We start from the raw sequence: 15,663 nt of genomic DNA, 5'->3' as shown, positions 1-15,663 counted from the left end.
TTTGAGGTATATACATTACTGGTCATATCCTTTCGAGTAGAATTTTGTGTGGTAACTCAATTATTACTCTATATTGGATATGATTTTTAATTTTTTGTGAATTACTTTTGCAACACTCTATAATTTTAAGAAAAAAATCCTAGGTGTAGGGTGAATTATCTGATAATATAACCTCAATAAATATCGGAAACCGATATCAAATAAAGATATCGAAAAAAGATAGTTGGTTCTGAAAAGAAAAGTCAACCAAGAGGAGAAGATGATTAAAGTAATTTAAGGAGGATAAGATGAATTTAAAGGAAATTATAGGGGTTATGACAAAGCTTGGTTTTACAGCCTTTGGAGGTCCCGCAGCTCATATAGCTATGCTGGAGGAGGAGGTGGTGGAAAAGAGAAGGTGGACCAATAAGGAGCACTTTATGGACCTGGTGGGTATAACCAATGTGATCCCAGGGCCAAATAGTACCCAGATGGCCATGCACCTCTCCCTTGAAAGGGGAGGAATAGCAGGACTGCTTCTGGGGACCCTCTGCTTTGTAGGGCCGGCAGTATTTCTCACCATACTTCTTGCAGTGGCCTACTATACCCTGGGAGAGCTGCCCTATCTGGAGCACTTCTTCTACGGGATAAAGCCTGTGGCCATAGCTATAATAACCATGGCAGTGTATAAGCTGGGACAGAAATCCACTAAAAATAAGTTCTGCCTGGGGATATCCATATGTGCATTTCTCCTCTCCTTTACTCCCATGAGGGAGGTATATATTATCCTGTCCTTTGGTATAGGAGGCCTCCTCTACTCAGTAGGGGCAGGGAACAGAAATAAGCTCTACTCAGTGGCTGCGATACCGGCAGTTATTTTAGAAAGAAATCTCAGGGATATACTCCTCTCCTTTCTGAAGATTGGCACTACCCTCTTTGGAAGCGGGTATCTCTTGGTTGCATATCTGAACCAGGAGTTTGTGGAGAGGTTGGGATGGTTGTCCTATGATGAGATACTTGAGGCTATAGCCATGGGACAATTTACACCGGGACCTGTCTTAACTGGAGCTACCTTTATTGGATATCAGCTTATGGGAATAAGTGGTGCACTGGTGGCGACCCTGGGAATATTTCTTCCCTCGGTATTCTTTGTATACCTTCTCAACAAGCAGATGGAGAGGGTGAGAAGAAACAAGCACACCAAGTCTGCACTCTTGATGCTGAACTCAGCTGCTGTGGGAGTCATGGCAGCAACTGCTATGGAGTTTCTCTTGGCCTTTAAGGGGGATGTAAAGGGAATAATCCTTGTTGGTGTTGGGTTCTACCTGCATATCTATAAGAAGATATCAGCTATAAATATTATTCTTATAGGTATGGTTTTGGGAGCCCTTCTCAGCTACCTCATATAAAAAAAAGGAAGGCTTTTGCCTTCCTTTTCTATTTCTCTATAGTGAGGTTTATCATCCACTGAGTCTGGAATTTGTCAGTTACAGTACCAAAAATGGTTCCCCAGAAGGTCCTCTGAAGAGGCATCTGGACCTCCCCTCCAGCAGAAAGCTTATTAAAGATGAGGTGGGCTTCCTTCTCGGTGTCGGGAGTGATATTGATATAGAAGTTTGTTCCCCTAGTGATGCTCTGTCCCCAAGTCTTTAGGATATCGCATCCCATGAGGGCCATTCCCTCTCCTATCTTCAGTTCAGCGTGCATCACCTTTTCCCTGTCCTCTGGCACTAGTGAATCTCCGTGGGGCATCTCCATATATTTTTTCAGGGATATATACTCCCCCTGAAAAACTTCCCTGTAGAAGTTAAAGGCGTCCTCTAAGTTCCCATCGAAGTTTAAGTAGATATTTATATTTTTCATAGTCGATCTCCTCTCCAAGTATTACTTATATTTTACACCTGCATCCTCCATCTTGCAATCCACCTTTTTTTCTCTCCCTATTAGGAGGAGAAAATAGAGCCCCCCTCCCAGAAGGGACATTATAAAGTAGAAGCTATATACCTGGGCTATTCCATAGTTATTCAGGATAAGCCCTGAAAAATACTGGGCAAACATCCCTCCCAGTCCAGCAGAGAAGGAGAAGTATATAGCCAGAGCTGTAGTACGGAGACCTGGACCAGTGACTTCACTTATATAGAGGGTCACAAGAACCAGGAATGATCCAATTGAGAGCCCCTGAATAAAGAAGAGGGTAAGGATCCACTTGGGATCGGGCATAGTGCTGTACCAGAGCCACCTGATGGAGAAGATGAGGCTGCTGATAATGAGTCCAGAGGTAACGTTTATTCTTCTGGAAAGATTTTGTACCAGAGCCATGACCGGGGCTTCACTTCCTGCAAATAGAAGGAAGGCAAGGCCTACCCCCGAAAGACTTCCCCCCAGCTCCCTGTAGAGGAGGGAGAAGTAGTTATTGTGTCCTGTCATAGATCCCCCTACCAAGAAGGAAGCCACAAGGAAGATAAGGTAACCTTTGTCTGACAGCAGTTCAAGGATATCCCCTCTATTCAGAGAATCTTCCCTGGTCTTGCTATGGGATCTGTCATCTATTCTGGCAGTAAGGATGAGCACCAGAATATTTGAAAGAGTTATTGCAATAAAGATAGAGGAAAGACCGAGGTTCTCAGCTAGCAAACCTGTGAGCTGAGCCCCTAGGGCAAATCCCATGGCTCCCCAGAGCCTAACCTTTCCAAATTCTAGGTCATTTCCCACCACCATACTGTCTATAACAGGCATTATCCCTGAAAAGAAAACCATGAATACTCCGTAAATTATGGTAAGCTTAGCCACCCCTGTCCCTGCTGCCATTGTGAGACCCGCTAGGGTATAGCAGGTGATAAGGATAAAAACTATAACCTTTGAATTCCTGTATCTATCTGCCAGATATCCCCACAGGGGCTGCATTATAATTGTAACCAGGGCCCCCAGGGCAAGAGCACTTCCTATATTCAGACCGCTGAAGCCCCTCTCCTTTAGAAAGGGAGAGAGGAGTGGGAGAAAGCTTCCGAAGGAAAAGAAGATAAAAAAATACCAGGCTGAAAAAAGTTTATACACCTTCATACATCTACCTCCCTATCCTCGGAATAAAGATCCTCATGGGGATCCCATGGGAATCTACAGAAGGTATCTCAGGAACTGTAAGATATCCCTCCCTATGACTTGAAGCAGCAATAGCCAGGATTATGGCATCTAAGATATCATCTCTTGCTACCACAGACCTTTTGTACTTTTCCATAAAAATCTCCACTGTGGAATCTGCTCCCGGAAAAAACTTCTCAATAACCTCCATCCTCTCTTGAAAGCCCTCTATGGATCTCTTGTTGTGTTTCATCTCTTCCCCTCTCAGCCTTGCAAAGGATATCTCTGGGTGTCCCTCTATGATATTTTCTAGTATCTCACTGTCCTTGGTAATAAAGTTATCTACCTCCCTAATTTTGGGAAAGAGGTTGTAGGACTGCTTTGAAAGTCCCTTTCCTAGGATTTCCCTATTTACCTTATTTGCCTCACGATAGTTTTCGCTGTATACCGCCTGTCTGCACGGAACAGGGAAGATACTCATCTTCCTTCTCTTTAAAAACTTTCTGGCCTCTACATCACAGACTCTCTCGCCATCTCCCTCGGACTTGAGCCCCATGGGCATGTCTATAAGGGTTAGAGTGGAGGAGGCAACAAGATCCCTCATCTCCTCCAGGGTTTCTGAAAATATTAACTCCAATCTATCTCCTAAAACAGCAGCTACCCAGCCTCCCCGACAGTCGTCTATTCCTATATACTCCTTCATGATCTACCTCCTAAAATATCTCTAAGTATAGATTAAAGAGTGGGAGGATGTAAATATTTTTTTCAAAAGTTTCATGGGGATCTATAGGGATTAAGGGTGGTCGCTCTTCAGCTAATAATCTGGGAGTATAATTAAAAAGGAAAAGTTCTTAAACTTTAGAATTAAACCTTTTAGTCGAAAGAACGATTAAAAGGAGGTTTATATGGAAAAAGATTCAGAGATAAGGGTAGAGGATATCAGGATGGAATCCAAGGTGAAGTTTTTCATCTACAGCCTTGTGGGAGTATTTATGTTTTTCATACCAGTTACAATAGGTGGAAGGAGTACCATACCTCTCGATCATATTGTGGGATATATCTCAAAACATCTGGGAGGGTTGACACCCTACTATGCTTTTATCGTCATTGTTGCCGGTGCAGTGCTGCCCTTTAGGGACGGAAGCTGGAGGGAGGACAGAATAAAAACCCTCTTTTCTATCTTTAAGGTTGCAGGGGTAGGGGTTGCTGTCATGGCTCTTACTGAGGTAGGGCCGGCCTTTCTCTTTGAGAGGGATATGGTTCCATTTTTATATGATAAGCTGGTTATATCTGTGGGGATAATAGTTCCCCTGGGAGCAGTATTCCTCTCATTCCTGGTGGGCTATGGTCTCCTTGAATTTATAGGGGTGATTATGGAGCCTGTGATGAAACCCATATGGAGGACTCCAGGAAGATCGGCTATAGATGCTGTGGCTTCCTTTGTGGGGAGCTATTCTATAGGACTTCTCATAACCAACAGGGTTTACAGAGAGGGGAAGTACACAGCCAAGGAGGCCTGCATAATAGCCACCGGATTTTCCACTGTGTCGGCAACCTTTATGATAATTGTTGCTAAGACCCTGGGGCTTATGGAGATATGGAACTTCTACTTCTGGAGTACCCTTATAATAACCTTTGGAGTAACAGCCATTACAGTGAGGGTATATCCCCTGGCTTCCAAGGAGGAGGTCACATATGATGGAAGAAGAGTTGAGGCAGGAAGTGGTGAGGGTGGAAATATCCTGGCCAGAGCCTGGAGAGAGGGGTTCAGGTCCGCTGAAGTTTCTGCTCCCCTGAAGAGGAATATAGGTGAAAACCTGAGAGATGGTCTCAAGATGGCTTGTGGTATCCTACCTACCATACTATCTGTAGGGCTGTTGGGGCTGATCCTGGCTAAATATACTCCGCTCTTTGATATCTTAGCCTACATCTTCTATCCCTTTACTTTGTTGATGAAGCTTCCGGAGCCTATGCTTGCAGCTAAGGCTTCCTCTGTGGAGATAGCGGAGATGTTTCTCCCGGCCCTCCTAGCTAAGGGAGCTTCCCTTATCACAAGGTATGTAGTGGGGGTTGTTTCCATATCGGCGATCCTCTTCTTTTCAGCGGTAATCCCCTGCATAGTGTCCACAGATATTCCTCTTAAGATAAGGGATATGCTTATTGTATGGGTTCAGAGGACAATACTTACAATCATCATAGCAGGAGGAGTGGCTCACGCCTTCCTGTAGAAAGAGATATTTTTATTTGATGATGAGGAAAAGCCTTCCCTTCAGAGTATTATATAAGTGTGGGAGGTGAAGGCTGTGAAGAAGTGGATATATATAATAATCTACCTGTTTTTTTTCCTGGTTACTTACTCTCAAAGCAGGAAGAATGTCTTGATACTTCACTCCTACTCTGAAGACTATCTGTGGACCAGGGAGATCCAGGATGGGATCTTAGAGGGACTTGAAGGAAGGGAGGGGAGCTATAATATTTCTCTGGAATATATGGATACAAAAAACTTCCCCTCCGTGGAGTATCTTGAGGAGTATGACAGGTTATTCTCCTATAAATATACCTCTAGGAAGATAGATCTGGTGATAGCAGTGGATGACAGGGCCTTTAGCTATGTTCTCTCTAGAAGGGAAGATATCTTCAAGGGGGTGCCCATCCTGGGAACGGGACTCAATACCCTGGAGGATGAATACCTGGAAGCAGAGGATGCCTACATCATGGTGGAGGAGCCAGATTATGAGGCCAATATAAAGCTGGCCCTCAAACAGAATTCAGATGCTGAAAAGATATACTTTATTACCGACATAACCCCTACAGGGCAAAAGATAAAGAGGGAAGTGGAGAAGGTTGCGGAGAACTATGATATAGAGAGGGAGTGGCTGGAGGATCTCACCCTTGAGGAGCTCAAGGGAAGGGTGGAGAGTCTGGGGAGAAAAGATATCATCATATACCTGGTGTTCTTTATGGACAGGCTGGGGAACTCCTACAGCTACTATGAACCAATAGCAGAGGTGAGCCGGGCTTCCAAGGTACCCATCTATATAAACTGGAGCTTCTATCTGAATACAGGCGCTTTTGGAGGATATGCCTTTGACGGAAGGAGGATGGGAGTGCAGACCATAGATGTGGCAGAGGGTATCTTAGAGGGGGAGGAGATTCCCAGGGTTACAGGGACAAGTCAGAGAAGCAGCTATGTATTTGACTACAATGTAATCCAGGAAAGATCTCTGGAGTATGTCTACTATCCTCTGAAATCTGTTTTTTTAAACAGACCTGAAACTTTCTACCGGCGAAACCGGAGGCTGATCCTCACCTTTCTCGGTGTATTAGGTGTTTTAACAACAATTCTCCTACTAGTATATATTAATCTTGTGAAGGAGAGGACTATAAACGCCCGGGACAGGGAGCTACTGGATACACAGAAGGATCTCCTTAACAGGCTTGGAGATGTGATAGAGTACAGGTCAAGAGAGACAGCAGATCACGCAGGGCGTGTGGCAAAGATCTCAAAGTTTATAGCTCTCAAGGTGGGGTGCACTCAAAAGGAGGCGGAGATAATTGAGATAGCATCCCCCCTCCATGATATTGGGAAGATAGGGGTTCCAGATGAGATACTGAACTTTCCAGGGAGGTACACCGAGGAGCAGTTCAGGGAGATGAAGAAGCATGCCAATATAGGCTATGACATATTAAAGGGCAGCGGAAGAAGGGTGATAGATGCAGCGGCAACAATTGCCCATGAACACCATGAAAGGTGGGATGGGAAGGGATACCCCAGACACCTGAAGGAGGATGAGATAAATCTCTTTGCCAGGATAACCATGGTGGCCGATGTGATGGATGCCCTTCTAAGCGAGAGGAGCTATAAGAGAGCCTGGACCTACGATGAAACCCTGGAGTATATAATTCAGGGGAAGGGAGAGATGTTTGACCCCAAAATAGTGGAGGTAGTGGAAACTTATAGGGATGAATTGAGGAAGATTTCAACTGAGGTATAGATGATACTTCTTGGAAAATATAGAGCCGTCTTCAGCACTTCCTGAAGACGGCTCTTATATTGTAGGTGGATAAGTTTTGATATACTTTCTAAGATCTTTTGGCTTGTATTAATACAGGCATAACTTTTAATAGTTAAAAAATTAGCCTATTAAAACTGAGCTTCAGAATATACATTGCAAGTGTGTTCAACAAACTCAAAATGATGCTATTTCAAGGAAATTTAGCGAAATGTTTGGAAAATATGCAGAGGTCCAAGGAAATAAATTAAAATCATTAGTTGGAAGATTAACTTTTTTAAGTATATGATTAATTAATATTTCTTTATACAATGTAAATGTGTGTATGGATTTTGAATTTTAATGTATCTATTAATGGAGCATTTAAATGATTTAATTAGTGTTTGTAATATTAAGGTCAATAAAGTTGATTAGAATTGATGTTTTTTTATCTCAAATTGGACATAATATTGTCTGGTAATGTGTATATTATTAATTAACGAGATAAATAATTTTAGAGTTATTGTGAGAATTCAGATGTTAGTTTTTATTATTGATATCTTTGTTACTTAAAATATTTAAGAGTGATTTTAATCAAGATAATTAGATAAGGAGACTTTTTAATTAAGAATGCAGATAAAACTGAATAGGGGGAGAGAGTATGGATTATGTTTTTTATAAAAAGAAATTAGAAGAGTTTTCATCATTAGATGAAGTTAGAACTTTAAAAAAAATAACATTAAAGGAGGGGCAGGAATTTTATACAAGTTTTTATTTTTTTTTAGCTAAGGGTATCCTCGAAGAAATTTATGTAGATTCAAAAGGTGAAATTATAAAGATTAGGGATGTTACAAGCGATGAATTTATAATAGGAGAGGCTAATTATTTTTGTCCTTCAGAAAATAACTTATTTTATAGAGCTAAAGAAGAAGCTATATTAGTTGAAATTCCTTTAGATTTGTTGGAAAAATGGCTGAGAGACATAAAATTTTGCAAACGGTTAGTTAAGGAGGTTGTATTAAATCTTACTTTGCTGAAAAAGGAAATTTTTTTACGATCGAAACTTCTCTCTCTAGAGAAGTTAAAGTATTTTTTAACAAAAGAAAAAAATGAATACGAAACTGTAAAAATAAGCAACATTTCAAATTTTATAGAAAAATATTCTCTAAAAAGGTCTAATTTTTATAGAGACCTGAAGAAGCTTGAATCATCAAAATGGTTGAAAAGAAAAGGAAAAATGTTAAAATTAACGGTAAAAGATTCTGTTTATTAGAATTAATGATTAAATAAATTAATAATCTTTTAGAGAGCTCTTTCTAAGTGAACGTTTATGCTTTAAATATTATTGTTTAAATAGTTAGTGTTCTCAATCTTAAAAGCTTATTCTCTAATTGGCATCTATTTTATTCATCTCGGTAACTGAACCATAGCAGAACCAATTAAATAAAGGAAATAATTTAAAAAATCTCTTGGATAAAAGTCCGTCATTCAAACTTCATTCTTCTAAAGGTTAGTATCTATATTTTTATTAGAAGAGATTGGCTGTTGCAAAAGTAATTTACCAAAAATTAAAAATCATACCCAAATATAGAGTGATAATTAAATTACTACATAAAATTTTACTCAAAAAGATATGACTAGTAATGTATGTACCTCAAACTACCATTAAAAGCAAGTTGCTCTACAAGATACTTCGAATTTTAAAGCTTAATTTTCCCAAGCCATTTAAATCCAATTTTCTAGGAACACCTAGAAAAAACTCTTTGGGAAAAGTAAGATATAGTAAACGTTGGGAGATAAAAAGCTTGGTTAGCAACTTAAAAGAAAATTATTATATTGATAATCATAGAGTTAGAGGGCTAAATAGAAAGATTTTTAATGTTAGTTTAGAGATACTATTATTTATAACAGCCTATAGAAGAGAACTTTAAATTGTTTCGTTTACTTTATTAAATTTTTCAAATAAGCATTATTATTTAAAAAATTAAAAATTTACTCACTACTACTAGGAGGGAATATGAAATTAATTATAGAGTATTATAAGTTTTTCAATGAATATAAAGCGAGGGTAACCTTAATGAAAGATAGGGGTGTATCATTTGTAGAGTTAATTGTTCTATATTCAATTTTTAGCAAGAAAAGAACTCAACGTGAAATTGTGGATTTTCTTCAAAAAGATAGATCCCAAATATATAGAGTTTTAAAAAAACTTGTGGAAAAAAAGTTGGTTATAAAAAAGGAAAATGAATATGTTATAACTTCTTTAGGTGCTGAAGTTTCTAAAAATTTAATAGAAGAGAATGAAAAAATTCTTAATATTTTGAATAATAAAGTTGATCTAAAATCTCTTCAAGAAAAAATTAAGGAGGCTAGCTTAGCAATATCTAATTGACTTCAATAATTAATTGTTTGCTTTGTTTATAGGATTAAAATTTTAATTTCCTACATTGTCAAATTAAGTGCAACACATAACTCGCCCCTTAATACTTTAAGGGGCCTTTTAAACCCTAAACATTTCTAGGTCTATTGTTAAGTGCCCAAACCGCTTTATTAACATTTTCTTTAGTTAGTGTTTGGAAATCTGTTACCTCCTCAAGAACTCATTAGTATTTTCATTTGTTCCTCTTTCCCAAGAATGGTAAGGGTTGGCAAAATAGAAGGCGGCTTCTAACTCTCCTTTAATTCCTTTCCATTGTTTGATGTAAAAGTCTTAACTACCCATTTTGGTCGATATTTAAAATTTTCAATAGTCGCTTGAGTAAAGGGAGTTGCTTTTCTATCTTTCATTAATTCAGTGATAAGAAATCTCAATTTCCTGCAGATACGTGTCATTATCGCGCTTTGTTTATCACTATCAATGATAGAATCACTTTCAAAGTGCCTAATCTCACTTCTTTCATCATCCTCTCGAGCTCTTTATCCAATCATCTTCTTATCTAGAATAGTTCCTCTAGTTTTTCTGATATCATTTGGTTTTCTTTTACCTTTCCTTGGCAAGATTTTAAATGTAGTTTCTAAGAGTATTCCTTCTCGAATAGAAAAATAGATAGTTTTAAAGCTAATATTATAGCTATCATCTTTTCTGGCTCTTCTAGAGATTTGTTCAGGTGTCTACCCACCTTCAAGCTTACCCTGAATATCTATTAGTAATATTGTTTTTTCAAGCTTTTTATTAGCTCCATAATTTTAGAAAAAAACTTTTGCGCTTTGTGCGGACTACACTTTCCGTTGATAGAATTCCTTTAAATTTCTCTGTTGACACTAGATCTACTTCTACATAATTTTTTAGCTATTTCATAGTTTTTAAGCCAAGCGCTAGAGATTCTAATATACTTTCTTTTTCATCAATGGTAAAATGTGTATAACTCATAGACACTTCTTTTAATGTTTGGTCGCACTTACATTATATCAAGGAAATATTTATGAGTCTTTTTTGTTGTAATTAATTATACAATTCAAGTCTTAAAATTATTATGGATATGGCATTTTCTATATTTTCCTTAAATTCAATTATTGAATAAGCTAGCAGGCTTTTTAGAATAGATATTCTGAGAGCCTGCTTTCATATTTAACTGTCAATTGTATAAGTATTTGATCCCCTCCCTTTTAAAACTGCGATCCTACTTCTTATCAAATTCAAAAACCACAAGATAAGGCTGTTTCAAGAGAGAAATATCTCTAGGGGATACTCCCTTTATTACTAATCTTCTTAATCTCCCCATTAATATATTTTTTATCAGTATTTATAAAAACATTAAGTTCTCTAAAAATTTGTCTATCATAAGGTGGAATCTTCTGATTTTTTAGATGTATCCATCTCACTTGCCACCTCAAACTCCTCTCCGCCTTTCACAAAGAGATTTCTATAAACTATCGATCTCTTTTATTTATAAGTAATTATTACCTATTTTTAATACAATTAAAAATTTATAAGAGCAGATATTTTTCTATGACTCCAATAAATCAAATGATGTAATACTTATTTTGTTAAATTAGGACAATGGTCAAAAAAAACTGTAATTTTATGCCAAATAATACACCTAGGATGGAAAGAAAAGTATAAACTACAGAATACAGTGAGAGAAGTGTAAATTTATAGAGGGACTTTATAAGTGGTGTCTCTGAAGCACGGAGCCTCATATTAAGCAAAAGAAGTATAAGGAGGAAAAATGAAAAAAACAATGCTAGCTTTATCCTTAGTAGGCCTGTTAATGGCATGTGGAGAAAACGGAGCTGACAAAACAAAAGGAGCTGATAAGATGGTGACACTAACAAAGGCGGAGAGGGAAAACAAAACAGAGGAGGAATTACTAGGAGTTCTGCTGTCAAAAGCAGTGTACAAGGAGGCAACTCAAAATCTGAAAGGAACAGAGGATAAACAAAAATTGGAATTTTTAAAGAGGAGGGCTGTCAACGACTACTATATCCTTTCGGTGGCAAATAAAAATACCGATGTTTCGGACGAAGAAATATTAACAATCTACAACAAAAACAAAGGGGATCTCCAGGGAAAAGCCTTAGAAGATGTTGAGGGTGCAATAAAAAGCTTGATATACGAAGCAAAATTAAAGCAAGAAATAGGAGTTGTTGTGGGAGAAATCAGAGATAAATATGCTCTGGATGAGCAACTTAAAAAATACTTAGAGGATAAATAATACTACAGAAGAAGGAGAGGCCCTGAGATGAAGATGAAATTGATTTTACTAGTAGCAGCACTTTTAATTACAAGCTCAAAACTGGGATATTCGGCGAGTATTGAAGCTGGAGAAAGTGTAGCGATTGACAACAATGGAAACCCTCAATTGAATGAAAGAGAAGCTTTAAAAAATACAGTTTCGGGAGAGCTAGTTGAAAATAGAGGGGAAATTTTAATTGAGGGGACTCATCCTTCAAATAACAGCAACCTGGCAGGGATAAGAGTCGACGGAGCGGATGTAATAAATAGCGGTACCATAAAATTGACAACTTATGATGCGGGACAAGGAATTAATGCAAAAAATTCCACAGTTGAAAACTCTGGGAGAATAGAAATATCGGGGGGGAGTACCAGGGGAATTGTGGCGACAGATAGTGAGATAAGCAATAGCGGTGAAGTAGATATTATAGAAGGATCGCGTATGGCTACCGGGATAGAAGTTTTTGGAGGAAGCAGCACAAACAGTGGGACTATAAGTGTAGGAGGAAGTATGTCCAACGGAATGTCAGCTTGGGAAGGAGCAGTTCAAGAAAACAAAGGTGAAATAACAGTTACCGGAGATCAGAGTGTTGCTATGATAAGCCAAGGAAACTCGACATCTTTAAATACAGGAAAAATTACATCTGAAGCTTACCAGGGGAGAGGAATTATTTCTTATGAAGGTTCTCACCTGGAGAATAGCGGAGAGATAGTCATGGGTGGCTACCAAAACTTTGGGATGGTAAGTGATAACAAATCAGGGGCTCCGTCGACCAACAATGTCGTTAATAATGGTGAGATACGTATGACTGGAGATATCAGTGTTGCAATGGCAGGGATGGGAATAAATGAGATTCAAAATAATGGAACTATCTATATTGAGGGCTCGGGTGGAGTAGGAATAAAATACAGTAATGTAAATGATGTAAAAAATGACGGTGAAATAATATTAAAAGGAACTGCAAACTGGGCGTTTGGAGTAGACATAGTTAAAGACACTGAAGTAAAGAGCGTGGGAAACATATCGATTATTGATTCAACATCCTCTGGAGCAATTAAGGTAGAAGGAAGCGTAGAAAAAGGGATCAATGAAGCAGAGGTAAGCGTTAAAAACGGAAGTGGTATTGCAGTAATTAAGGTTGATAATACAGGCGAAGCGATAAACAGAGGAATTATCGATATAGAGGGTGGAAAAAATAACTATGGGATCCACTCTAAGGATGGAAAAAAAGTATCAAATGAAAATCTGATTTCTATTGGCGGAACACAAAGTGCAGCTATCTACAGTCCTGGAGGGGAGTTTATACAAAACACAGGAACAATAGAGCTAAAAGGAGATACTCAGACAGGCATATACTATGAAAATGAAGATGCGGGGCTAGTAAATACGGGAGAGATTATTATAACGGGGAATAATGGAACAGCCTTTGATGTGAACAGCGAGAAAAACACAAGTGTAAGAAGTGTTGGAAATGTCACGATAGCTGAAGGTGCAAGTAACTCTTCAGCGGCTTATGCAAAATACAGTATCAAAACCGCAACGAATGAAGGAAGTATAAAGGTTCATGGAAAAAAATCGTCAGGTCTGACTGGACTGGACGGGACCACCCTGGAAAATAAGGGGACTATTTTTGTGGATACAAATGAATCTTATGGAATTTATGCGGTTAATGATGCAACGGTCATAAATGAAGGGCATATAAGCAATATTGCTGAAGATGGAATAGCTATATTTATGGGAGTAGAGGACAGCAACCTGTATATGGATACAAACTCAACGATAACAGGAAGCGTTTACTCTGCAGGAGGGGTAGCAACTTTTTATGGGACAAATACCAACGACAGTTTGGCTGTTCACGATATAAACTACGATTTAGTCAATTTTTCCCACCTAGACCTTAAGGAGGGCTCCTTTAATGTGGGAAATGATACTCTCCTTATAGCCCCTAAAAGTAATGTATTGGCTTCGGATCACTTTGATACATCGGAATATAGCGGGAGTCTTGTAATATCTGAAGGAGCAGAGGTGACGATGCAAGTAGGAGTAAATGAAGGATTGAGCAGTACTATTCATGCAGAAACTATGAGTATCGAGGGGAAGCTAAACTATATGCCGATAGATCAGGTGTATGTGACGGAAGAGGATGAAATAATAATTACAAATATTTTTACAGAAGAGGAGATAACCGGAGTATCGGATGAGACGGTAGACGTGATAAATGTAGTAGAGGGATGGTCGGGAGACTACCTTCTTTCAGAGGACAATACCAACTTAAGCTTGGTGCTCACAAGAAGTAGTGAGGGGAAATACCTGCCAGATTCATACTATGATGGAGTCTTCAACTATCCGCATACATACTTGGATGTGAAGAACGTCAATGAAGCAGCTCAGATAACGCGAACATTTGGGGTTATAGATAAAATTCATAATGAAGAGATACCATATATGTTTGAAGTAACTGCAATAGGCGGTGCAGGAAATTATGATGGTGGAGATGGAAAGGGTAAGTTTAACTACCGAAGGTATGGGAACGAGGTTAAGTTTTATAATAAAATTACAGACGATATTTTATATGAGGGAGGGTTCTCCTATATAGAATCCAACATAAAATACCGGCATCTGAGTAAGGAAAAGATGCAGAGTTACACACTGACTTCTAGCTTAGCAAGGGAATTTGATGACGGATTCAAACTAGGAGGATATATCTCCGCTTCTCTAAATAAACATGATTTGGAGAGAGGGGTTACAGGGAAAAAAATAATTTTAAATACCGACTACGATACATTTACCGGTAAGGTGGGAACCGCTTTAGGGCATGAGTATAGAGTAGACAAGAATACGCTGTACACTTCCTACCTCGATGTTGGAGTACTCTATCAATACACGGAGGACTATACAGAAAGGGGAGATACCAACTACGCGATGCATATAAGTGAAAACGAGACTTTTACCCCGGTACTTAGTTTAGGAGTGGATAGAACGGTTCGTGACAAAAATATAAGAACTAATATAGGCGCCAAGCTAAACTACTATATGGGGGATCCTATGGAGAGAAGAGAGAGTTACTTCCTGTTTAAACCTGAAGTAAGATATGATGTTGAACCGGTTAATATGCCGGAAGTGACGGTGGCTTTTAACATGGGAGCGGAAATAGATCTATCTACCAGAGTTTCAGTGTTTCTTAATGGAAAAATAGAGGCTGGAAAGGATCTCTGGGAAGCTTTGGGGAGGATAGGGGTGACATATGAATTTTAAAAGTTTTCTTTATTTAATGGCTATATTTTTAATCTTTGGAAGCACTTCCAAGGCAGATGATGCTGTAAAAGTAGAGCTGGTGGACAGGAGTGTCAAGGAGTTAAGAAGGGGAGGAAGCATCGAAACAGAGGAATACCTAATAAAAAATGAGGTTGGCAACAGAGAAGAGGAGAGGTATTACTTTAAGGTTGAAAGTCTAAAGAGAGAAAAAGTTATGGAGAAAAAAGTATTTGTCAAAGGGGAAGTTTTTAACAATGCCACTGGGGAGAAGGAAACAGGGATTCCTACCTGGCGTAAGATTTATCAGATAAAGATGGTGAATGACACAGAGGGACGTATAAAGAAGGTGTTTGAAAAATCCTATGTCATGAGTCTAGAAGGCAGGGAAGTGATAATGTATGTTCCCATAAAAACCATAAAAAAGAGGCACAGATACTACGATTCGGTTGGAAAATCTGGTGAAAGAGAGTCTGCAGAAGAAGTGGATATAGAGAAATTTTACAGGAAGATATTTTATGGCTCAGGGGAAAAAAGCTCTGTGAAAACCGAGGCGCTGTTGAAGGAGATAGTTCCTGAAAGTACATTGATGGAGTATAACACCTTGGATTTGGGTGATTTAAAGGAGGTGGTGGAGAATGAGGATGAGGAGGAGTTTTTTTTAAAGGGTACTATAAAACTTTAAT

Annotated in this window: 11 protein-coding genes; 8 read left to right on the top strand and 3 right to left on the bottom strand. The window is 38.7% G+C overall.

Annotated features, from left to right (window positions below; translation table 11 throughout):
- Window positions 1-287 precede the first annotated feature (287 nt).
- Window positions 288-1,388 (top strand): chromate efflux transporter, encoded by a 1,101-nt coding sequence (gene chrA / locus QMG11_RS14725; protein ID WP_281837018.1) that lies wholly within the window; start codon window positions 288-290, stop codon window positions 1,386-1,388.
- 28 nt (window positions 1,389-1,416) lie between these two features.
- Here the strand turns inward: chrA and QMG11_RS14720 are convergent, their stop codons facing one another.
- Genes QMG11_RS14720 through QMG11_RS14710 form a run of 3 tightly spaced genes read right to left on the bottom strand, consistent with a single transcriptional unit; the run spans window position 1,417 to window position 3,760 of the window.
- Window positions 1,417-1,842: a VOC family protein gene (locus tag QMG11_RS14720; RefSeq protein WP_281837015.1), complete on the bottom strand. Its 426-nt coding sequence runs from the start codon at window positions 1,840-1,842 to the stop codon at window positions 1,417-1,419.
- Between the two features lie 21 nt (window positions 1,843-1,863).
- The gene (locus QMG11_RS14715) at window positions 1,864-3,039 is read right to left on the bottom strand and encodes an MFS transporter (RefSeq protein WP_281837014.1); all 1,176 of its coding nucleotides are present in this window, start codon (window positions 3,037-3,039) and stop codon (window positions 1,864-1,866) included.
- Window positions 3,040-3,043: 4 nt separating this feature from the next.
- Window positions 3,044-3,760 carry a DUF429 domain-containing protein gene (locus QMG11_RS14710; RefSeq protein WP_281837012.1) on the bottom strand — a complete coding sequence of 239 codons (717 nt, stop codon included), beginning with the start codon at window positions 3,758-3,760 and terminating at the stop codon, window positions 3,044-3,046.
- Window positions 3,761-3,962: 202 nt separating this feature from the next.
- Between QMG11_RS14710 and QMG11_RS14705 the strand changes: the two genes are divergently transcribed.
- The 7 genes from QMG11_RS14705 (at window position 3,963) to QMG11_RS14675 (ending at window position 15,662) form a co-directional block, all read left to right on the top strand.
- The gene (locus tag QMG11_RS14705) at window positions 3,963-5,285 is read left to right on the top strand and encodes a YjiH family protein (protein WP_281837010.1); all 1,323 of its coding nucleotides are present in this window, start codon (window positions 3,963-3,965) and stop codon (window positions 5,283-5,285) included.
- Window positions 5,286-5,360: 75 nt separating this feature from the next.
- Window positions 5,361-7,052 carry an HD domain-containing phosphohydrolase gene (locus tag QMG11_RS14700; protein ID WP_281837009.1) on the top strand — a complete coding sequence of 564 codons (1,692 nt, stop codon included), beginning with the start codon at window positions 5,361-5,363 and terminating at the stop codon, window positions 7,050-7,052.
- Window positions 7,053-7,710: 658 nt separating this feature from the next.
- Window positions 7,711-8,322, top strand: coding sequence for a Crp/Fnr family transcriptional regulator (locus tag QMG11_RS14695; protein WP_281837008.1), 612 nt, complete (start codon window positions 7,711-7,713; stop codon window positions 8,320-8,322).
- A gap of 744 nt (window positions 8,323-9,066) precedes the next feature.
- Window positions 9,067-9,441: a MarR family transcriptional regulator gene (locus tag QMG11_RS14690; RefSeq protein WP_281837006.1), complete on the top strand. Its 375-nt coding sequence runs from the start codon at window positions 9,067-9,069 to the stop codon at window positions 9,439-9,441.
- 1,777 nt (window positions 9,442-11,218) lie between these two features.
- On the top strand, window positions 11,219-11,704 hold the full coding sequence (locus QMG11_RS14685; protein ID WP_281837004.1) for a hypothetical protein: 486 nt from the start codon (window positions 11,219-11,221) through the stop codon (window positions 11,702-11,704).
- Window positions 11,705-11,731: 27 nt separating this feature from the next.
- Window positions 11,732-14,980 carry an autotransporter outer membrane beta-barrel domain-containing protein gene (locus QMG11_RS14680; RefSeq protein WP_281837002.1) on the top strand — a complete coding sequence of 1,083 codons (3,249 nt, stop codon included), beginning with the start codon at window positions 11,732-11,734 and terminating at the stop codon, window positions 14,978-14,980.
- Window positions 14,970-15,662: a hypothetical protein gene (locus tag QMG11_RS14675; RefSeq protein ID WP_281837000.1), complete on the top strand. Its 693-nt coding sequence runs from the start codon at window positions 14,970-14,972 to the stop codon at window positions 15,660-15,662. Before QMG11_RS14680 ends, QMG11_RS14675 begins: the two co-directional genes overlap by 11 nt.
- The last annotated feature ends 1 nt before the right edge of the window (window position 15,663 follow it).

Origin of the sequence: Propionigenium maris DSM 9537 (assembly GCF_027925155.1) — a bacterium.
Classification (GTDB): domain Bacteria; phylum Fusobacteriota; class Fusobacteriia; order Fusobacteriales; family Fusobacteriaceae; genus Propionigenium; species Propionigenium maris.
This window is presented reverse-complemented; position numbering and strand designations above follow the sequence as displayed.